Genomic DNA, 19,931 nt, shown 5'->3' on the forward strand with positions numbered 1-19,931 from the left:
TAAAGAGGTTACCTCTTAGGCTCAACTCTCGTGTTAGCGCTCACTCAACGCTCGCTGCTCCATGCGGTGTAGCGGTTTAAGTAGATAGTTGAGCAGACTCTTCTTGCCGGTCAAGATATCGACCTCCACCACCATCCCCGGAATAATCGGCAGCGATTCGTGACGATGGCGGATATAGTCGGTTGCGGTGCGTAACAGCACCCGATAGTAGGCCACCCCCTCGGCATCGACTAGACTATCGGCGCTAATGTGTTCAACTTGCGCCGACAGGCCGCCATAAATCGAAAAGTCGTAGGCGGTAAAGCGGACTATCGCCTGCTGCCCCGGATAGAGAAAGGCGATATCGGCAGGCATCACTGCCGCTTCAATTAACAGCCCATCCTCTTGGGGAACCACCTCAATCAGCGGCTGGGCCGCCTCCACCACCCCCCCAACCGTATTGATATGGATCTGCTTCACGACCCCCTGCACCGGCGAGCGTAGCGCCGTCTGTTGCAGCCGCTGCTGTAGTACCGGCATCGTCTCTTGCAGCTGCTCTAACCTTGCAGAGCTCTCGGCCAGTTCGCCTAGCACCGTGCGCTGGTAGCGCCGCTGCTGCTCCTCAATTCGTGCATCGCTCTCGCTCAGCGCCGCACTCACCCGTTTTTCGGCCACTCCCATCGCCTCCAGACTCCCTTTGAGATCGTTAACCTCTCGCTGTAGCCTCAGTAGCTCTATCTCCGACATCACCCCCTGCTTGACTAGCGGGGCGGTAATAGTGAGCTCTCGGTTAGCGAGCTGGTAGCTAGTTCGAGTCTGCTGCTGCTTAATTTTTAACTCATCGAGCTCCTCCAACCGCTGCTGTCGCTGACGCTGCAAAATCGAGAGCGACGCCTGCTGCTCCTGTAGCCGAGCGGTAAAGAGCTGCATCTCCCACGCGGCAATATCGGGCCGCTCCTCACTGACCCCCTGCGGTAGCTGTAGCACCGACTCTGCACGACTCTCGGCTCTTAATCGGGCAGTTCGCCCCAAAAGCGCTACCAACTCAACTCGACTCTCCTGATAGCTAGCACTAAAGCGCATGTCGTTAATACGCATTAATATCTGCCCGGGCTCCACCTGCTCCCCTTCGGTGACCAAAATCTCCTCGACTATGCCACTTTCGGCACTTTGGATAATCTGCACCTCTTTGGAGGGGATCACTCGACCCGCTGCGCGAGTCATCTCATCGAGCATAGCGTAGTGCGCCCAGAGCGCTAGCAGCAGCAGCAGTAGCGCCATACTCCAGAGCAGCCAGCGCCCACGAACGACCGCTCGATCATCAATATTAAAGGGGGCCACCCGAGCTCCCTTTTGTCTGTAGCTGCTGTAGCACCGCCCCTTTAGGGCCATCGGCAACCAACCGTCCCTGATCGAGCACTATCAGCCGCTCGACCAGAGATAGCATCGCCGAGCGGTGGGTAATAAGCAGCAGTCCGCGACTACGATCGGCCTCTAACTGCTGGCGCATAAATAGCTCACTTGCGCCATCAAGCTGAGCGGTCGGCTCATCGAGCAGCAGCAGCGTCGGTCTTAAGAGTAGCGCCCGCGCTAACGCCACCATCTGCCGCTGCCCCCCCGACAACCCGGCACCCTGCTCCCCTACCGGATAGTCGTAGCCGCCAGGCAGCCGCGGCACAAACTGCGCCACCCCCGCCTGCTCGGCCGCCTGTAGTAGCTGCTCATCGCTCACATAGGGGGAGCCTAGGACAATATTCTCCCGTAGTGTGCCGGCAAAGAGGCGGGCCTCTTGGCCCACATAGCCGATATAGTGGCGCAGTTCGGCCGGATGCCACTGCTGTAGATCAACCCCATCGAGCATAATCTGCCCCCGTGTCGGCGCATAGAGACCGACTAGCAGCTTACAGAGGGTACTTTTACCCGAGCCGACCGCGCCTAAGATCGCTATCCGCTCACCGGGCTGAATCGTCAACGAGAGCTGCTCAAGTACCGGCTGCTGCTGCTGTGGGTAGATAAAGCTGACCTCTCTTAGCACTAACCGCCCCTCGACCGCCGTTCGGTGTATCACTAGGCGCTCTGCCCCGCGCTCTAGCGGTAGCGCCATGAGCTGATTGAGTGCCCGAATCGCATTGGCCGCATGGTGGTAGCGGTTCATTAGGTGGGCTAGCTGACCGAGCGGCTGCACCGCTCGACCGGTTAAAATAACGCAAGCAAACAGACTCCCCATGGTCAAACTACCGGCCTGAATTAGATAGACCCCCCAAATCACCACCCCAATCGTGGTTAGCTGCTGTAGTAACTGAAAGCTATTTAACACTACCGCCGAGTAGAGTCGTACTTTTAGATGGCTAGCGGCCACCTGCTCGACCAGCGACTCCCACCGCCCCTGAATCACCCCTTCGGCCCGAATCGCCTTCAGACTCTCCAGACCATTGAGCGACTCGACTACCGTTGCCTGCTTTCGTGCCCCCTGCTCGAAGAGCACTCCGATGGCACGGCGCAACGGTCGCTGTACCGACCACGCTAGCAGCAGCAGCAGCGGCACCACCAGCAGCGGTAGCAGGGCTAGCTCCCCCCCCAGCCAGTAGATCACCCCGATAAAGAGCAGCACAAAGGGCAGATCGATCACCAGCGCCAGCGTCGCCGAGGTTAAAAACTCCCGAATCGCCTCAAATTCGCGCAAATTGCTCGCAAAGCCTCCCGCCGAACGGGGAGCGACCGCGAGTTGTAGGCCCATCATTTGGGCAAAGAGACGACTTGCGAGCACCCGATCGGCCTCCTTGCCGGCCAGATCGATAAAGTAGCCGCGCAGAGTCCGTAACAGAAAGTCAAAGCCGACCACCAGCGCCGCACCGATGGCCAATACCCATAGCGTCTCTAGCGCGTTATTCGGCACCACTCGGTCATAGACATTCATAATGAATAGCGGAATCGCTAGCGCAAACAGATTGATAAAGAGCGAGGCGAGCAGAACATCACGATAGAGCGAACGGGCCTGCCAGAGCGTGCCCCAAAACCAGTGGCCCTCGCTCTGCCGCCGCTCCTCGGCGCTGACCAGTAGGGTTCTTTCCGGTTTTAGGGTGATTAGCTGACCGGCGAAGAGCTGCTCCAGTTCAGAGAGGGGTAGCTGTCTGAGTGCAGCGGCCTCGGGATCGTAGAGCTCCACCTCGCTGCCCACGATAGCGGTTAATAGAGAGGGGCGCTGCTGTTCGATAAAGACCACTGCCGGTAGTTCAATTTGAGTTAACAGCTCCTTACCGCCGATCAGAGAGTGGGTCTCAATGCCAGCGTAGTGGGCTGCCCGCCTAAAGGTTTCGGGGGTTAATCGTCCCTGTGACAGCGGTAGCCCTGCCGTCAGTGCGGCGCGAGAGAAGGGGCGATGGAAGCGATGGCTAGCAAAGACTAGCAGCTCCAGCAGCGGATCAAAGGGTAGAGTCTGTTCGGGTTCGACCACGCTAATCTATTCAGACAACGCCGGCGGCAGTAGCTCATCGAGCTGCTGCAGCAGCCCTAGCAGCCGAAAACGGCTCTGCTGGAGCTGAAAGTCACCCCGAATCAGCGCCTGTCGAGCGGTAAAGAGCTCATTTTCGGCATCCAGTAGATCGAGCAGGCTGCGCCGCCCGACAGCGAACTGCTGCTGATAGGCGCGGCGCACTTCACGACTACTATCGACATGGCTCTGTAAAAAAGTTAACTGCGCCCGACTGCTCTGCCATAGATTATGGGTGATCGATAGGCGCTCTTCTAGATCGCGCCGCTGTTTCTCTAGCTGCTCTCGGCTCCCCTGTAGCAGCGCTTTAGCTCGGCGCTTACGGGCAAAATCACCCCCACCGGTCGCTAGCGCGTAGTTGAGCCGTACCATCGCTAGCTGATCGCCATTCACCCCTTCGGTACCGTCGATATTATTGTGCCGCGTCGCACTCAGCTCTAAATTGAGCTGCGGCAGCAGCGGTGCATCGCCTAAGGCAACATCCATTTGCGCGACAATTACCTCACTCGCGGCTCGTTGCAACGAGGGGTGGTGAGGCAGTCGCTGTTCTAGTAGCTGCGCTAGCGGCTGTTGCAGCAGCTCACTGTCGATCATCGGTAGCGGCTCCAGAGTATTCGGCAGCGTCCCGACTACCTTGCGATAACGAAATTTGGCATCCGCTAGCGCACTCTCTGTCATCAGTAGCCGAGTGCGCGACAGCGCTAGCCGTGCTTCGGTCTGCTTTAGATCGGCTTCGGTACCGGCCCCCCCCTCGACTCGGGCTCGAATCTGGCCATGAATCTTCTGGTGGACGACTAGATTCTCCTTCACCAGCTCCAGTTCGGTCTGGTGTCTTAGGACTAGAAGATAGGCCTCAATCGCCTGCATCACTACCATTAACTCGCTCTCGTGTAGCTGATAACGGCGCGATAGGACAAACGCCTGCTCTCGATCGACGGCGGCAAACATCCGTCCGCCATCATAGAGCGGTTGGCGCAGCATCAGTGATGCCTCTTGGCGGGTTAAATCGACCTTATCGCCACTCAGACGGGTCGCGGGGCTGTCACTACGCTCATGTCCGGCACCTAGCGAGAGGCTTAGGGTCGGAAAGTAGCCACTTTTAGCCGCCTGCTCCCCCTCTAGCGAGGCGCTTAAGTTGGCGCGGCTGGTCAAAATATCGGGGTGCTCGCTCAAAACCTGAGCGATAACCTCAGCGAGTGTGTCGGCACTAAGCGTCAGAGAGTTCGTCAGCAAGCCTACTGCAAGCAGTAGCCCCCTCTGTCGCCACCGTTTTAGACTAGATTTCATTAGCACAATGCCTATCCCTTAGAGCTAAGTATGGTCACTCCGTCCCATTCGACAGCGGGCGGTGTTTTAATAAATTCGTGGCAGCGTTGCAGATAGGTACGGCTCGGGCCATCGCCCTCAAACTGCTGTAACAGGCGGGCAAACTGCGCCGCTGCTGCGGTAAAATCGCGCTGGCGATAGAGATCAATCCCCTGTTGATAGCCGTCGAGTAGCTGCTGTAGTGACGGCTCTATCTCTCCTGCCACCCCCATCACTTCATACACAATAACCGGCTCTTTTTTACCCACCACCTGCACGGTATCGAGATAGCGGGTCACAATCTGCTCACCGGCTAATTGCCGCGTCTGTTCTGAGATCATGATTTTTGAGCCGAAAAATTTATTCGCCCCCTCTAAACGGGAGGCTAAATTAACCGCATCGCCCATAATGGTGTAGTCCATCCGCTGCTTCGAGCCCATATTACCGACCACCATCGGGCCACTATTCACCCCCATTCTAACCGAGAGGCTAAAGCCTCGTTCCGCTTTAATCTGCTCCGAAAAGTGCTGCATAAACTGCTGCATTCGGATGGAGGCTAGCGCGGCCTGCAGCGCATGATCCTGTCGCTCTAACGGCGCTCCCCAAAAGGCGATAATCGCATCCCCCTCAAACTTATCGATAATACCGCCATGGGCAATGATAATATCACACATTGCCGTCAGATACTCATTGAGTATATGGACTAGCTCTTCGGGGCTCATCTGCTCGGAAAACGACGAAAAAGAGGCGATATCGGAGAAAAATGCCGTCATCTCGCGCCGCTCCCCCCCTAAGGCGAGCTTATCGGGATTATTGACCAGCACCTTAATGACATCGGGGGAGAGGTAGTGGCCAAATATCCCCGAAATCAGCGCCTTCTGATTCCGCTCTTGAAGATAGAAACGGATATTAATCGCGACCATGGAGAGTAGTGCTGCCAATAAATTATAGCTTATTGAGGCAACTAGACCCCACTGGGCGTATATCCATACCGCACTAAGTAGAAACAGTACCACCACCCCCACCGTATAGAGGGTGCGCCACAGCGGTCTGGTCATGCCAATCGAGAGCAGTATCAACCCCATCAAGAGCAGCGCCACCCCCACCTCTGCCGCAAAGGGGAGCGGCTGCAAGGGGGCACCGTGCATTAATGAGTTAATCGTATTGGCGATAATCTCCATCCCATAGACCTGCCCGACTGGGGTGGTAAAGATATCGTGAGAGACCTCGGAGGTGTCGCCAACGATAACCATTTTACCCTCGATCCAGTGGCGTAGCTCAGCTAGCTCATCGGGGTAGTAGTCGCTTAGATCGAGAAACTCTAGCGCTGTCAGGCCATAGGTTTCAGAGATAAATCGACTCCCTGGGGAGAGCTGCACATAGTCGATATAGAGGTTGTGGCGCTGATCGAGCCTAACCGGTGGATACCCCTCCCCCCACACGATTTGCCGCCGTTCACTATCCCACCGCGGTTCAACGCCGCGATGCATCGATAGCGCCTGCACCGCAAACGGCCAGCCATCGGTTTCGGTCGAAATATCGGGGTAGATTGTCAGCCGCGACATACTCGATACCAGCGCACTCATCGACTGAATATTGGTATAACCGGTTCGTGCCGCCGCTTCGCTCAAGCTATCGACTGGATAGTTGATCTGTTGAAACTCCCCCCGCTCAAACTGCGCCTGCGAAACCAGTAGCACATTGCCGGCAGCGGCTAGGCTCTGGGCTAAAATAGGATCTTCATCGTAGGAGCTAGCAAAGTCGAACAGAATATCGAGCGCGATGACGCTAGCGCCAAGCTGATGCAGACTGTCAACCAAACGGGCAATATCGCTCCGTTTTAGGGGGTAGGAGCCGTAGTCGCGAAAAAAGGCCTCGTCCATCGTGACCAGCATAATCTGGTCATGTAGCTGCTGCTGCGGCTGGTTATTGGCACTGTTACGCACTATCTGCCGTACTGAGAGGGTCTGCTCCTCCATTAAGGCAAACAGCTCCCGATACTCCGCCCCTAGCGCGATCGCAAACAGCACTAGGGTGGCGATGACATCAAAACGCCACAGGGAGAGGCCTCCCTTTCTCTCCGCCATGTCGAACCGAGCCTACTGTGCGAGTTGACGGTTGTAAATTTCCGCCTCAACCATGCGTAGCTGTTTCAGTTTCAACGCATGCAGTAGCTGAATATACATCGGCCGCAGATCATTACCATCGGGGTTGTCGGCAAAATAGCGGCTGTAGTTATCCATCGCGGCCACAAAGAGCCCCTGCTCCTCTAGGAGTGAGGCTTTAAAGAAGCTATCCCCCCCTAGCTGTTGATCGATGCGGTCAAGTTCAGCCGCCACCTGCTGCCACTCGGAGTCGCCCATCCAGCGCACCGAGCCCTCCCGCTCGGGTGAGAAGATCACCTCATCCCCTTGCAGCAGTTCGACTTTATAGCCATAGTTGCCCGGCTTGATCCCCTCGATACGATAGCGCACTAGCGCCTCGCTGGTGGCTGGAATATCGAACTGCTGCTCACCGATGGTTAAGCGGTAGCGATAGTCACTGCCAACGCTCTCCCATACTAGCTCAGGATAGGCGTGGCTGAGGGTAATTTCACGCGGTACCTGCAGATCGATACGGTCGCGATGAATCACCGCCCGCCGCACGGTGGTATAGCGCTGCGCTTTAGCGAAACGCTTCTGGAGCGAGTCGAGCAGGCGGGTATCGACCCCATCGATACTCGGTAGCTCTCCCACAACCGCTTCCGCCCCCGCTGCGGTAATTTTTATCTCACTATTGGCTAGTAGTCGGCGCACCTGACCGTTCTGCTGATTGATAAACTGACCCCCGCCATCGGCCCCTGAGCGGATAAAGTGGCCGGCAAACAGCAGCTTGTTACGACGCACCTGACGCCATGTTTCGCCATCACGAGAGTGCTCAATGCTCCCCTCGACTTGGGTTAACAGCGTCACCGGTACCGCATCACCTAGCGCTAGTGCCAGAGCGCTCCAGCCTAACAGCACCACGGCGGTGGTATATTGCAATAGTTGATCTAATCTCATCTCTCTACCTCCAAAGCTCAAATTTAAGTTATCCAGCGGCGATTATAACCGAGCCATTCTGAATGATTCGTGAATCGGAACACACTCTCGCGCTATAATAGCGCCATCGAATCTAATCTTATAGCCAAAATTTAAGGATATTTTTGTGAACCACACCCCCTCTCAACCAGTTGACTCGCTTAGCTATCGAGATGCCGGCGTCAATATCGACCAAGGTAACGCCCTCGTTGAACAGATTAAACCCCACGCCCGCCGCACCAGTCGCCCTGAGGTGATGGGGGGGCTAGGCGGTTTCGGTGCGCTATTTCAGCTACCGCTAGATCGCTACCAAAAACCGGTACTGGTCGCCGGTACCGATGGTGTCGGCACCAAGCTAAAGCTGGCACGGGAGAGTCACCGCCATGAGACCATCGGTATCGACCTAGTCGCCATGTGCGTCAATGATCTGATTGTGCAGGGGGCAGAACCGCTCTTCTTTCTCGACTACTACGCAACCGGACGGCTCGATACAGCGATGGCGGTCAGTGTTGTTAAGGGGATTGCGGACGGCTGCGAACTGGCAGGTTGCGCCCTAATCGGCGGCGAAACGGCGGAGATGCCCGGCTTTTATGAGGGTAGCGACTACGATCTGGCCGGCTTTTGTGTCGGTATCGTCGAGGCCGATAAGATTATCGATGGCTCCTCGGTTCGCGCCGGCGATACCCTCATCGCTCTCCCCTCCTCCGGCCCCCACTCTAACGGCTACTCACTGATTCGCAAAATTCTGGAGCTAAGTGATACACCACTCACGACCCCTTTTGATAACACCACGCTAGGCGAGGTGCTACTCACCCCCACCCGTATCTATGTTAAACCGCTCCTACAGCTAATCGCGCAGCTAGAGGTAAAGGCAGTTGCCCATATTACCGGAGGCGGCCTGCTGGAGAATATTCCCCGCGTGCTCCCTCCGGGCCATGTCGCCACTATTGATCGCCGTAGCTGGCAGCTACCGGCAATCTTTGGCTGGTTACAGCAGCAGGGGCGAATTAACGAGACGGAGATGTTTCGTACCTTTAACTGCGGTATCGGAATGGTGATCGTCGTCGAACAGCGCCTGAGCGAGCAGGCGCTACAGCTACTACAGGCCGCAGGTGAGAGGGCGATGGTTATCGGAACGGTTGAGGCTAGCCCCCATCCAGAGCAGCCCCCCTCTGTCACCCTTGTTTAGTTTAGCAGGAGATAGCAGCGTGAGTCGGGTGGTCGTCCTTATCTCTGGCAGTGGTTCTAATTTGCAGGCGCTCATCGATCGAGCCGCCCAGGCCGATTGTGGTATTGAGCTTGTGGCGGTTATCAGTAACCGCCCCCAAGCCTATGGCCTGCAACGCGCCGCTAAGGCCGGTATCCCCACAGCGATACTCGACCACCAAGACTTTAACGAACGGGAGTTATATGATCAGGCCCTGCAACAGCTTATCGACAGCTTTTGTCCCGATCTGGTTATTCTGGCCGGATTTATGCGAATCTTAACCGCCAAGCTTGTGAACCACTACTTAGGCCGAATGGTTAACATCCACCCTTCACTGCTGCCTAAATATCGCGGCCTCAATACCCATCAGCGGGCGCTTGAGGCGGGCGATAGCGAGGCCGGCTGCACGGTTCACTTCGTCACCCCCGCGCTCGATGCAGGGCCGATTATCGCCCAAGCTCGGGTCGATATCTACCAAGAAGATACCCCACAGAGTGTTGCGGCAAGGGTACTAGCGCAGGAGCATCAGCTTTTTCCCCAAGTGGTGTGCTGGTTTGCCGCTGGGCGCTTGCAATTGGTCGATGGCGTTGCCACATTAGATGGCGAGCCCGTTTCCGCCTGAGGCCAGGCTTGCTATCAGCTTGAATGTTATACAGCCTATGCGGCTAGCTTAACCTTAACTTAATTTAGGAGTAACCATGAGCTACGAACTACCCGAACTACCTTACGCTAAAGACGCCCTACAACCCCATATCTCCGCTGAAACTCTGGAGTTTCACCACGACAAGCACCACGCCACCTATGTCACCAACCTAAATAATCTGGTTCCCGGTACCGAATTTGAGGGCAAGTCGCTAGAGGAGATTATCAAAACGGCTCCCGCCGGTGGTATCTTCAATAATGCCGCTCAAGTCTGGAACCACACCTTCTACTGGAACTGCCTGAGCCCTAATGGTGGCGGTGAGGCGACGGGAGCTGTCGCTGACGCGATTAAGCAGGCGTTTGGCTCGTTCGAGGAGTTTAAAACCAAATTCTCTACCTCCTGTGCAACTAATTTTGGCTCCGGCTGGACTTGGTTGGTAAAGAACAGTGATGGCAGTGTCGAGATTGTCAATACCAGTAATGCTGGCACGCCGCTCACTGGCGACCAGATCCCGCTACTGACCTGTGATGTGTGGGAACATGCCTACTATGTTGATTACCGAAATGCTCGGCCAAAATATGTCGAGGCCTTCTGGAGTGTGGTGAACTGGGAGTTTGTTAACGCTAACTTCGGCTAAATTCGACTCTGCGATGGACGGAGTTTAATATAAAATTCACTTGAAGTCGCTACCACTCATCGGTATCATCACCGATTCTTGGCAGAAAAGAGAGCCCCCCATGGCTCTCTTTTCCTTTTTTAAACCTGAATTATTTTAATAATAATCGGAGCTTGTTCAATCTTCTGGAAACCAGGCCATGTCACACCACCTTATGAATACCTACGCGCGGCAACCGGTCGCCTTTACTCGCGGAGAGGGGGCAACACTTTGGGATAGCCAAGGTAAGAGCTATCTCGATACCGTTGCCGGCATCGCCGTCTGCAACCTCGGCCACTGCCACCCCGATATTACGGCCACTATTCAACAGCAGGCGACTGAACTGCTCCATACCTCCAATCTGTTTGACATTCCAGCTCAGCAGCGTCTCGGTGCCAAGCTAGCGCAGTTAGCCGGCATGGAGCGGGTCTTCTTCTGTAACTCTGGTGCCGAAGCGAATGAGGCTGCCGTTAAATTAGCCCGCCTTTACGGCCATCAGCGCGGAATCGATACTCCTACGATTATCGTCATGGAGCAGAGTTTTCATGGTCGCACCATGGCAACACTGACCGCTACCGGTAATCGTAAGGTACAGGCCGGATTTGAGCCGTTAGTACACGGCTTTGTGCGAGTCCCTTTTAACGATATCGCCGCTATTGAGAAGGTTGCCGCACAGTTGAGCGATGTGGTCGCCATCTTGGTCGAGCCAATTCAGGGTGAGGGGGGGGTACAGACTCCAGCTGATACCTATCTGCCTGAGCTGCGCCGTCTTTGTGATCAGCACCAGTGGTTACTGATGCTAGATGAGATTCAGACCGGTATCGGCCGCACCGGTAAAATGTTTGCCTTTCAACATAGTGATATTGTCCCTGATGTGATGAGCCTAGCTAAGGGGCTCGGTAACGGCATTCCGATAGGTGCCTGCCTAGCCCGCGGTCAGGCCGCAGAGCTATTTAAACCGGGCCACCACGGCACCACCTTTGGCGGTAACCCCTTCTCGACCACCATCGCCGGTAAAGTCTTGGAGGTGATTGAGCGCGATGCGATACTAGAGCATAGCGCCGCAGTGGGCGCTTGGCTACTGACCCATCTGAAGCTAGCGTTAGGCGATCAACCCTTTGTACGCGATATTCGTGGCAAGGGGATGATGCTTGGTATTGAGCTTGATCGCCCCTGTGGCCAGTTGGTCGCGGCGGGGCTTGAGCGAGGTCTGATTTTAAATATCACCGCCGGTTCGGTGATTCGCCTCATTCCACCGCTGATTTTGCGCCAAGAGGAGGCCGAGAGCCTCGTCACTACCCTGTCACAGCTTATCTTTAACTTTATTAACGACAGCAGTCAATCTGAGTAGTCTTATGTCTGTACGCCACTTTCTCTCTCTACTCGATCTAAGCTCTAAAGAGCTGGTACAGCTAATTGATCGAGCCATCGAACTGAAGCGAATCCATCGTGACGGCCAACTCTATCAACCTTTGCAGGGTAGAGTGCTGGCTATGATCTTCGAAAAGGCCTCCACCCGAACCCGAGTCTCGTTTGAGGCCGGTATGGCACAGCTCGGTGGTCACGCTATTTTTCTCTCCCCTCGCGATACCCAGCTAGGACGAGGCGAACCGATAGATGATTCGGCTAGGGTCATCTCTCGTATGGTCGATATCATCATGGTTCGTACCTTTTCACAGCACTCACTACAACACTTCGCGACATACTCCCAGGTGCCGGTCATTAACGCCCTCACCGATAGCTTCCACCCCTGTCAACTGCTGGCCGATATGCAGACCTTTAAGGAGCATCGGGGCGATATTCGTGGTAAACGGGTTGCGTGGATTGGCGATGGTAACAATATGTGCCACTCCTATATCAATGCCGCCATTCAGTTCGATTTTGAGTTAGCGATAGCCTGCCCATTCGGGTATGAGCCAAATCGCGAGATTATGGAGGCGGGCGGAGATCGTATCATTTTGCTGCACGATCCACTTAAAGCCGCCGAACATGCCGCCCTAGTCACTACCGATGTCTGGGCTAGTATGGGACAGGAGGAGGAGCAGCGTCACCGTGAGCACGCCTTCGCGCCCTTTCAGGTCAATAGTGAGGTGATGGCGGTGGCTAAAAGTGATGCGCTGTTTATGCACTGCCTCCCCGCTCACCGTGAAGAGGAGGTCAGTAGTCGTGTTATCGACGGCCCCCAAAGTGTGGTATGGGATCAGGCTGAAAATCGTCTCCACGCCCAAAAGGCGCTGCTTGAGTTTCTATTGCAAGCTAAATGATCCGATCACGAGCTAGGTTTAAATCCCTAGCTCATCCATTAGGTCACTATGGGTAGTATCGGTCTCTCTAGTTGCCGTCCCTTCTGTCGGCTGATTCTGTTCTAGGAGCTGATCTGGTTCAAAATCTTCAAATTCGAAGTCGTGTAGCTTGACAAACTCGGTTTTATCCATCGCTAACTCCATATAGAAGACATTACCCCCTGCGGTATTAAACGATACCCGTCGCATCTGTGGTCGATCAAGGTTGGTGTCGATGGAGATCATGACCTCTTTGGTGATGGTTAACATCTTCGGCTGGTTCTGCTTCAGCGATACCATCATCTTTTTACCGATTGAGCCGATAAAGTCGCCTACAATTTGGTTCATTAGTTCGCCAAGGACATTGCCGACATCATCTGAGGTGTGCTGGGTCGAGATCTCATCTTGTGGCAGCCCCATATTGCGCAGGTAGGTTTGGTAGATCTCCAGTGCCGCAGCGGCGGAGAAGTTAACCACCACTAATCCGGAAAAACCGCCATCAAATAGCACAAAACAGCCGATATCGGGCCGCAAGCAGGTGCGATTTATCTTTTGAATCATCGGCGAGTAGCCAAGTCGAAGCTGTGTTGCACTCGTCAGTACCTTAACCACTGAACTGCAGAACATGGTCAACACATCTTCAGTCGTCACAACTTTGGTTTTTTGCATCGTTATCGCTCCCTGTTAGTTAAGGGAGCGATGCTACCGAAGCGGAACAGGCTTGGCAATAAGCAGCACAAAAAAGTCGCCGCCTTCTGTGGCAATTAGACGCCACCGGTGTGAACAGTTTCGTAGTAGAGCTTCTCTAACTCCGCTTTATGGTGGGTCTCCTCCAGCGCTAGAAAGCGGAATAGATCGGCCGCCGGCCCCTCTGGAACCTCATTGGCAAGCGCATGGTACTGCTCCATAGCGGCGTGCTCTCGTCCGAGCGCATACTGTAGTACCGCCTGATCATCAGGGTTGTCACCTAAATTGGGTAGGTGGATCGCATCGGAAAATTGACGGTCGCTCGCCGGACGCTGCAAGCTATCCATTAACTGCGCCTCAATCATCGGATTTTGCATCAGTTCAGTAAACATATCGTAGTGGAGCTGCTCTTCAGCGGCCAGCTCTTCGACTAGATAGCGAATATTTTTGCTCACCTTCGGGGTGAGATCGCGATAAAAATCGCGTGCTGTGCGCTCAAACTCGGTCGCTACTTGCAGAATATCTTGCAAGGTGGTCTGTGCTTTCAGCCGTTCATAGCCACTCTGGTGCCCTTCACTCATCGTTCACTCCTCGCTGTTACCATTGCCATACATTATAGGGCCAATTCTTTGGGGTTCTACCCTCTGCCAAGAGATTGAAAATGGGCCAATGGGCGCAATATCCTCTCCTGTATGGGTCAACCAACACGATCTACGGCGCTCACTATAGCACAAAGCTATTGCGCCATGATGACAACGGACTACCAAGAGGAAGGAGCAGAACTGAGATGAGTCAAAGCTTTGAACAGAAGTGTGAAGCGTGCCGAGTCGGTGCCCCACAGGTGAGCGAAGAGGAGATGCGGGAGCTGGTGCTCGCGATCCCCGACTGGGGGTTTGAGACTCGCGAGGGGGTGTTACAACTTGAGCGCCTGTACAGCTTCGACAACTTTGCCCAAGCGCTTGAGTTTACCAATAGGATAGGCGAGTTAGCGGAAGAGATCGGCCACCATCCGGCACTACTGACCGAGTGGGGCCGCGTGACGGTCACTTGGTGGAGCCATAAAATCGGAGGGCTACACAAAATGGACTTTGAGATGGCCGCGAAGAGCGACGCTATCTATTTGGCGAGAGCAAAAAACAGTTCTTGATTTTTTATTTATTTGTCATTAGAATTTTCCACCGTAGATAGGTTATCTACAAGCGCGAAAGTTTTGCGTGCCATGGTTAGAGTCGAAGTCGAATCGCAAGGTTGTTCTCTGTTCAGGATGAACGTCGAGGCAATTTTTATGGCGCAAGCTGGGTTTCGATGGCTGAAACTGCCCATGTTGCCGGTGTTGACCGGCCATCCGGTTGGGACTGCTCAACCAGGACTCCAGTTGCTCGCCCGCAAGGGTGTTATCAACGGAGAGCGAATTACCAAAAACCGCCATGAGCAACTTTGCTTAGGTTTTTAGGAACAGGCTAACTTCGTTCCATCACCGCCTGATGAATTGCCTGATGAATTGCCTGATGAATTGCCTGATGAATTGATTGAGCAACCCGATGTCCGTCTGCCACCGCATGGACGACATCGGGTCCATTGACGCAATCGCCCGCAGCCCATAACCAGTCAAGATTGGTCTTGCCATCGACATCAATAGCGATTCGACCGCGCTGCCATGCCAGAGCTTCGGTTATCGACTCACCTAGCAGTGAGAGGTCGGTGTATTGACCAATCGCCTCAACCACCGCATCGCAGGGGTGAATCGTCTCGTCGCTACTATCGTATTGCGGCGCAAAACGGCGATCTTCATCAAAAATCGAGATAACTCGCCAAGTTTTTAAACCAGTCAGGTTACCATCGCTATCTAGCTCACACCCTTGAGGGCCACGCTGATCTGAGATAACCACCCCCTCCTCCAGCGCCTCTTTGATCTCATCATCATCGGCCATAAAGTCCTGCTGCGCCTCCAGTGCGGTGACGGTGACATCGATATGACCATAGTGCTGCCGCTGCATTCGAGCTAAAGAGCGGGCGATATCCATAGCGACATTACCACCACCGATAATAACAGCGCGGTGAGGAAGCTCAAAAGAGGCTTCAGCGGTAATGCGATCTAATAGATCGACTGCACGATAGACCCGCTCATGTTCCGATTGTGGAATACGGGTCTGCCGCCCCTTCTGTAGTCCAATCGCTAGTAGGGTGGCATCAAACCCCTCTTGCAGCGACTCAATACTACGATCCACGCCAATACGGCAGTTGGTATGGAGGGTGACCCCCATCGACAATATAAGGTTAATATCGCGATCCAGTGCCTCATAGGGGAGACGATACTCAGGAATACCGTAACGGGTCATCCCCCCTGCGTGCGCTTTGGCCTCAAATACCTCGACCTGATGGCCCATACGGGCTAGATCGAACGCAGCGGTCAATCCGGCAGGACCGGCCCCAATAATGGCAACCTTTCTACCTGTGGATGGGGCCGGATCGCCGACAATCTCCCGATAACGCTCATAGGGGACTTGATCGGTAATGTGGCGTTTGAGCCAACGAATAGCGATAGGATCCCCCTCATATTGAGCCGCGCAGGTCGATTCGCACTTACGAGTACAGACCCGACCGCAGACCTGCGAGAAGGGGTTACTCTGGTAGAGCAGTTTGAGACCGAGCTCATAATCGCCCTCGCGAACTGCAGCGATATAGTCGGGAATCGCCATGTGGGTTGGGCAGGTCGCAATGCAGAGACCGCAAGCGACGCAGCGATCCGCTTCTAGTTTCGCCTGCTCAACGGTGTAGCCGGCGACGATCTCATCAAAATTACCGATACGATCGTCGGCTGATAACTCATCCATGCCGATCCGATCACGGGCGTTAAGCTGGTGGTGTTCGGGACGATGGTACCCTGCTGCAATGGTATTCCATTCGAGCTTATCGACACCGGGAATAAAACGGAACTTATCTGGATCGCGCTCGACCCACTTATATTCGTTCGACATAGTGAGCGAACCGGTCATACAGATATCGACACAGAGGGCGCACCAGCAGCAGCGACCATAGTCAATTTTAGGCCGCAACCCCGAATCACCCGCCATCGTCTCAATCTGCTCAACAGGAACCATATCGATAGCCCCATTTTGACAGATCGCCTCACAGGTACCGCAGCCGATACACTTATCGATATCGTTCTGATGAAAACCGCGATAGCGCTCTGCTGCAGGACGATTGAGTGGATCGGCGATGGAGACCGGCTCGCGAAGCAGATTCTTCCACGCGCTGAATGGGGAGAGGAGATCTCGTACACTCATAATATTGATCGCTTCATCGTCAGTCGTAGTAGGTTAATAGAACAGCGCTCTCTCATCGTTCAATCTCGGGCGGATAGGTGTGCAGAGAGACCATGAGTGCCGCCACATCGCTAATATTGGTATTGACCAACATCCGCTCTAGCAGCGCTACAGCGTGGGTATAGGATGGCCCGCGAATATTGACCCGTCTTGGATAACCCGAGCCATCCGTCACCAGATAGTAACCATACTCACCACGAGAGCACTCACCACGAATATAGGTCTCACCGCGCGGAATTTTCCAGTGCAGCACATTAGGTAGCTTGGCCATTAAAGAGCCCTCTTGCGGCATTTTGGCCAAAATTTGTCGCACCAAATCGATAGAGCGCTCGACATCTCTAAGACGCACCAGCGCACGGGTATAGATATCGGAGTCGTGACCTATCACCGGTTCAAAATCGAGCTCAGGATAGACCAAATAGGGGTGATCGACTCTCACATCCTTAGCGACACCCGCAGCACGAGCAGTCGGCCCGGTAATACCGTAGCTGTCGAGCCAAGTGGGATCGATATAGCCAACGCCGATGGTACGCTTTTTAAAGACCGCGTTTTGAAACATCACCCGCTCGACATCGGCGAGAGTACGCCTCATCTCGGCCAGCGTCTCCTCCATCCGTTGGGTAAATCCCTCTGGCAGATCATCACGCACGCCACCGGGCATAATGAACATGTGGTAGATGCGAGCACCGGTTAGCTCTTCAAAGCGATCTAGCATTAAATCGCGGACGAAGGTAGTCCACTGCCCGATCACCCCTAGCCCTAGCGCCCCAGCTTGACCACCGAGATACATCATATAGCTATTGATTCGCCCCATCTCTAGGATCAGGGTGCGAATCCAGTTAGCCTTCTCTGGCACTTCAATCCCCGCTAACTCCTCAACGGCTGCAGCATAACAGTACTCATTAAAGTCGGGTTCGGGAACGCAGACACGACAGACGATGGGAAAGCACTGAATAAATGTCCGCCGCTCCATTAGCTTCTCAAAGCCTCGATGGAGATAGCCGACATGAGTCTTGCCCTCAATCACCTCATCCCCACAGACGGTCAGTTCGACCGACATATTGCCAGTGATACCGGGATGGTTAGGGCCGTGCCACAGTTTCAGGTATTGGCCTGAGCTGAGATCAAACTCAGCGCTACCATCCTGCCGCAGTGGGGGATACTGGCTGCGATCCGGTTCAAATATTGAGCGTTGTGCCATCCTACTTCTGCTCCGGATAGAGTTGTTGCTGCATATAGTGCGCCGGATCGTGGCTCTCTCGACCTGGCCGTTCAGCGTACTGCTCTGCCGCATATTTAAGGGTATCGAAATCGCGTCGATAGGGGGGAATATCGTTCCACCCTTCGAGAATAAACTCCTCATCTAGGCGTGGACTACCCGGAAAATCGATACCAAACATCTCTTTTAGCTCCCGCTGGTAGGTCGCCGCCGTTGGCCAGAGGGTATGGATACTCTCCATAAGGGGCTGGTTACGGTCTAGCAGTACTCGAATACCGAGATCCTTCGCCTCGGCACGATTGTTAAGCAGGTAGGTGAGCTGAAACTGCCCCTGCTCAAGCCAGTCAACCGCGGTTAAGAGCACTAAGTGGGTAAAACCACACTGATCACGCAGATAGGTCAGCAGTGAGCGTAGCTGATCCGGTTCAGCGCTAACGAAAGCGAGATCGAGCCGTTGTTGGGTGAGTTGGCTCACACGGTAGTGTTGGCTCAGTTGTTTGAGTAGTTGTTGCATCAATTTAGTTACCAGTTATAGTCAGGCATATCCCAGTCGTGAATCACCTGCTTTTGGTTTGCCTTATACCAGTCAAACTTGTCGGCATACTCATTCGCCCCCTCCGCTTCGCCAGCTTTAATCACCTTTTTCAGATCCTCAAACCCCTGCAATAGCGCCTCAGGGCGAGGCATACAGCCGGTAATATAGAGATCGACTGGTAGATAGTGATCGAGCCGTTTAATGGTGTTATAGGAGTCCCAATACATACCGCCATTAATAGTGCAGGAGCCGAGACCGACGACATATTTGGGGCTCTGCATCTGTTCATAGGCGCGAATCGCCCGCTTCAAAGTTTTAGTCGAGAGATAACCGGAGATCACCAACAGATTCGCCTGTCGTGGCGTAGGTCGCCACTGTACGCCGTAGCGATAGGCATCGAAGCGAGGGGTCATCAGCGGCCGCATCTCAATCGCGCCGCAGCCAGTTCCAAAGCCTAAAATCCATAGCGATTCAGATCGCGCCCAGTTAAAGAAGCTCTCCACAATGCGGCCATACGCCGCCGGCATCACCGTAGGTGGCGCTTCACAAAAGTAGTCCCGCAGCGGCTCGACTTCAAACTCAATGCCGTCCGGCCCTTTAACAACCCTCTTTTCTAGTTCAGGTTTCATCGGCTACACCCAGAGAATGGCGGCAATGCCGAGTGGCACTGCCCAAATGAGAAACCAGCGAATCGACTGTTCCACCCGAAAGCGGGGGAAGACTACCCCGACCAGTAGCGATACGCAATAGATTAAAAATACCTTAATCGCAAACTCGCCCCACCCCGCTGCGCCACCAAAAAAGAGGTTCATATAGACCACGATTTTGGCGATAGGGAAGATAGCCCGATTGGTCTGCATGAGCGCCAAATAGGAGGAGTGGTACTCGGTAGGGGGGCCGATAGGGATCTCCTGCGGTGCTAAGACCACATCAAAAGGCGGACGCATCATTGAACCTAGAAAGGAGAGCATCGCAGCCGCAACCGCCAGTGGATTGGTGAAGAGTGTCCAGTTAAGGTACCCCCCCTGTTGGGCTGCCACAATCTCGGTAATCGAGAGGGTCTGATACTGCAACGCCACCGCAAAAACAGCCAGCGCAAAGGGGAGTTCAGACGCTGTGACCTGCGAGAGCCCCCGACTAACCCCGATAGCGGCGTTCGGGTGGCCACTCTCACCGGCACCGAGAGCCATGCCTAAAGTGCCGAAGAAGACGAAGTAGAGCGCTAGAATCAGATCGCCGGCAAAATTGAAGTTAGAGAAGTAGATCGAGCCGTAGATCGTCGGCACAAACAGCAGCAGCCCGACGCCGCCACTGAGACGAAACACCGGCCCTAGATAGAACATCACCCCGTGGGTAATCGAACTGCGCAGAGCGTAGTTTTTAACCAAATCGACATAGTTCTGCCAAATCGGAATACCGTGCCGACGACCAACACGGGCAGCAATCTTCTGCATTAGCGCCGTCAGCAGCATCCCATAGTTAACTACAATAAAGAGCGTCAACAGGGCATAGGGGATCTTCATCCACTCAAATTCAGGTACCAT

The 19,931-nt window shown here is 54.5% G+C and carries 19 protein-coding genes; 7 read left to right on the forward strand and 12 right to left on the reverse strand.

The features are described from left to right. Positions 1-33 precede the first annotated feature (33 nt). The 5 genes from D5085_16780 to D5085_16800 are packed head-to-tail and all read right to left on the reverse strand — an operon-like array spanning position 34 to position 7,815. A complete protein-coding gene (locus D5085_16780; protein ID QEP44642.1) occupies positions 34-1,371 on the reverse strand; it encodes an HlyD family type I secretion periplasmic adaptor subunit in 1,338 nt (445 codons plus the stop codon). Beyond that, positions 1,307-3,433: a type I secretion system permease/ATPase gene (locus tag D5085_16785; GenBank protein QEP44643.1), complete on the reverse strand. Its 2,127-nt coding sequence runs from the start codon at positions 3,431-3,433 to the stop codon at positions 1,307-1,309. Before D5085_16785 ends, D5085_16780 begins: the two co-directional genes overlap by 65 nt. 6 nt (positions 3,434-3,439) lie before the next feature. Then, positions 3,440-4,756 carry a type I secretion protein TolC gene (locus D5085_16790; protein ID QEP44644.1) on the reverse strand — a complete coding sequence of 439 codons (1,317 nt, stop codon included), beginning with the start codon at positions 4,754-4,756 and terminating at the stop codon, positions 3,440-3,442. A gap of 11 nt (positions 4,757-4,767) precedes the next feature. Continuing rightward, positions 4,768-6,861 carry an adenylate/guanylate cyclase domain-containing protein gene (locus D5085_16795; GenBank protein QEP44645.1) on the reverse strand — a complete coding sequence of 698 codons (2,094 nt, stop codon included), beginning with the start codon at positions 6,859-6,861 and terminating at the stop codon, positions 4,768-4,770. A gap of 12 nt (positions 6,862-6,873) precedes the next feature. Then, a complete protein-coding gene (locus D5085_16800) occupies positions 6,874-7,815 on the reverse strand; it encodes a hypothetical protein (GenBank protein QEP44646.1) in 942 nt (313 codons plus the stop codon). 145 nt (positions 7,816-7,960) lie between these two features. Between D5085_16800 and D5085_16805 the strand changes: the two genes are divergently transcribed. The 5 genes from D5085_16805 (at position 7,961) to argF (ending at position 12,602) form a co-directional block, all read left to right on the forward strand. Next, positions 7,961-9,022 (forward strand): phosphoribosylformylglycinamidine cyclo-ligase, encoded by a 1,062-nt coding sequence (locus tag D5085_16805; GenBank protein ID QEP44647.1) that lies wholly within the window; start codon positions 7,961-7,963, stop codon positions 9,020-9,022. A gap of 19 nt (positions 9,023-9,041) precedes the next feature. Beyond that, complete coding sequence (locus D5085_16810; GenBank protein ID QEP44648.1) at positions 9,042-9,662, forward strand: phosphoribosylglycinamide formyltransferase; 621 nt, start codon at positions 9,042-9,044, stop codon at positions 9,660-9,662. Positions 9,663-9,738: 76 nt separating this feature from the next. Continuing rightward, the gene (locus tag D5085_16815; GenBank protein ID QEP44649.1) at positions 9,739-10,320 is read left to right on the forward strand and encodes a superoxide dismutase [Fe]; all 582 of its coding nucleotides are present in this window, start codon (positions 9,739-9,741) and stop codon (positions 10,318-10,320) included. Between the two features lie 178 nt (positions 10,321-10,498). Beyond that, positions 10,499-11,689 (forward strand): aspartate aminotransferase family protein, encoded by a 1,191-nt coding sequence (locus tag D5085_16820; GenBank protein QEP44650.1) that lies wholly within the window; start codon positions 10,499-10,501, stop codon positions 11,687-11,689. Positions 11,690-11,693: 4 nt separating this feature from the next. Beyond that, a complete protein-coding gene (argF, locus tag D5085_16825; GenBank protein QEP44651.1) occupies positions 11,694-12,602 on the forward strand; it encodes an ornithine carbamoyltransferase in 909 nt (302 codons plus the stop codon). Positions 12,603-12,620: 18 nt separating this feature from the next. On the opposite strand, the gene D5085_16830 is transcribed toward argF, so the two are convergent. Both D5085_16830 and D5085_16835 read right to left on the reverse strand, forming a co-directional pair. Then, on the reverse strand, positions 12,621-13,289 hold the full coding sequence (locus tag D5085_16830) for a DUF3334 family protein (GenBank protein ID QEP44652.1): 669 nt from the start codon (positions 13,287-13,289) through the stop codon (positions 12,621-12,623). Between the two features lie 95 nt (positions 13,290-13,384). After that, positions 13,385-13,888 carry a rubrerythrin gene (locus D5085_16835; GenBank protein QEP44653.1) on the reverse strand — a complete coding sequence of 168 codons (504 nt, stop codon included), beginning with the start codon at positions 13,886-13,888 and terminating at the stop codon, positions 13,385-13,387. 206 nt (positions 13,889-14,094) lie between these two features. On the opposite strand from D5085_16835, the gene D5085_16840 reads away from it, so the two are divergent. After that, complete coding sequence (locus D5085_16840) at positions 14,095-14,454, forward strand: 4a-hydroxytetrahydrobiopterin dehydratase (protein ID QEP44654.1); 360 nt, start codon at positions 14,095-14,097, stop codon at positions 14,452-14,454. A 72-nt stretch (positions 14,455-14,526) separates the two neighbouring features. Continuing rightward, complete coding sequence (locus tag D5085_16845; protein ID QEP44655.1) at positions 14,527-14,760, forward strand: hypothetical protein; 234 nt, start codon at positions 14,527-14,529, stop codon at positions 14,758-14,760. A 7-nt stretch (positions 14,761-14,767) separates the two neighbouring features. On the opposite strand, the gene D5085_16850 is transcribed toward D5085_16845, so the two are convergent. Genes D5085_16850 through D5085_16870 form a run of 5 tightly spaced genes read right to left on the reverse strand, consistent with a single transcriptional unit; the run spans position 14,768 to position 19,931 of the window. Next, on the reverse strand, positions 14,768-16,594 hold the full coding sequence (locus D5085_16850) for a 4Fe-4S dicluster domain-containing protein (protein QEP44656.1): 1,827 nt from the start codon (positions 16,592-16,594) through the stop codon (positions 14,768-14,770). A gap of 52 nt (positions 16,595-16,646) precedes the next feature. After that, positions 16,647-17,819: an NADH-quinone oxidoreductase subunit D gene (locus D5085_16855; protein ID QEP45205.1), complete on the reverse strand. Its 1,173-nt coding sequence runs from the start codon at positions 17,817-17,819 to the stop codon at positions 16,647-16,649. A 16-nt stretch (positions 17,820-17,835) separates the two neighbouring features. Then, positions 17,836-18,366 carry an NADH-quinone oxidoreductase subunit C gene (locus tag D5085_16860; protein ID QEP44657.1) on the reverse strand — a complete coding sequence of 177 codons (531 nt, stop codon included), beginning with the start codon at positions 18,364-18,366 and terminating at the stop codon, positions 17,836-17,838. Positions 18,367-18,374: 8 nt separating this feature from the next. After that, a complete protein-coding gene (locus tag D5085_16865; protein QEP44658.1) occupies positions 18,375-19,016 on the reverse strand; it encodes an NADH-quinone oxidoreductase subunit B in 642 nt (213 codons plus the stop codon). A gap of 3 nt (positions 19,017-19,019) precedes the next feature. Then, positions 19,020-19,931: an NADH-quinone oxidoreductase subunit H gene (locus tag D5085_16870; GenBank protein ID QEP44659.1), complete on the reverse strand. Its 912-nt coding sequence runs from the start codon at positions 19,929-19,931 to the stop codon at positions 19,020-19,022.

Source organism: Ectothiorhodospiraceae bacterium BW-2, from assembly GCA_008375315.1.
GTDB lineage: Bacteria > Pseudomonadota > Gammaproteobacteria > Thiohalomonadales > Thiohalomonadaceae > BW-2.

What these genes read in the sequence shown, in the direction of transcription:
- D5085_16780 (QEP44642.1), bottom strand. Translation starts at nt 1,371, where the DNA reads ATGGCCCTAAAGGGGCGGTGCTACAGCAGCTACAGACAAAAGGGAGCT.
- D5085_16790 (QEP44644.1), bottom strand. Translation starts at nt 4,756, where the DNA reads ATGAAATCTAGTCTAAAACGGTGGCGACAGAGGGGGCTACTGCTTGCA.
- D5085_16795 (QEP44645.1), bottom strand. Translation starts at nt 6,861, where the DNA reads ATGGCGGAGAGAAAGGGAGGCCTCTCCCTGTGGCGTTTTGATGTCATC.
- D5085_16800 (QEP44646.1), bottom strand. Translation starts at nt 7,815, where the DNA reads ATGAGATTAGATCAACTATTGCAATATACCACCGCCGTGGTGCTGTTA.
- D5085_16815 (QEP44649.1), top strand. Translation starts at nt 9,739, where the DNA reads ATGAGCTACGAACTACCCGAACTACCTTACGCTAAAGACGCCCTACAA.
- D5085_16820 (QEP44650.1), top strand. Translation starts at nt 10,499, where the DNA reads ATGTCACACCACCTTATGAATACCTACGCGCGGCAACCGGTCGCCTTT.
- argF (QEP44651.1), top strand. Translation starts at nt 11,694, where the DNA reads ATGTCTGTACGCCACTTTCTCTCTCTACTCGATCTAAGCTCTAAAGAG.
- D5085_16830 (QEP44652.1), bottom strand. Translation starts at nt 13,289, where the DNA reads ATGCAAAAAACCAAAGTTGTGACGACTGAAGATGTGTTGACCATGTTC.
- D5085_16835 (QEP44653.1), bottom strand. Translation starts at nt 13,888, where the DNA reads ATGAGTGAAGGGCACCAGAGTGGCTATGAACGGCTGAAAGCACAGACC.
- D5085_16840 (QEP44654.1), top strand. Translation starts at nt 14,095, where the DNA reads ATGAGTCAAAGCTTTGAACAGAAGTGTGAAGCGTGCCGAGTCGGTGCC.
- D5085_16845 (QEP44655.1), top strand. Translation starts at nt 14,527, where the DNA reads ATGGTTAGAGTCGAAGTCGAATCGCAAGGTTGTTCTCTGTTCAGGATG.
- D5085_16850 (QEP44656.1), bottom strand. Translation starts at nt 16,594, where the DNA reads ATGAGTGTACGAGATCTCCTCTCCCCATTCAGCGCGTGGAAGAATCTG.
- D5085_16860 (QEP44657.1), bottom strand. Translation starts at nt 18,366, where the DNA reads ATGCAACAACTACTCAAACAACTGAGCCAACACTACCGTGTGAGCCAA.
- D5085_16865 (QEP44658.1), bottom strand. Translation starts at nt 19,016, where the DNA reads ATGAAACCTGAACTAGAAAAGAGGGTTGTTAAAGGGCCGGACGGCATT.
- D5085_16870 (QEP44659.1), bottom strand. Translation starts at nt 19,931, where the DNA reads ATGGTACCTGAATTTGAGTGGATGAAGATCCCCTATGCCCTGTTGACG.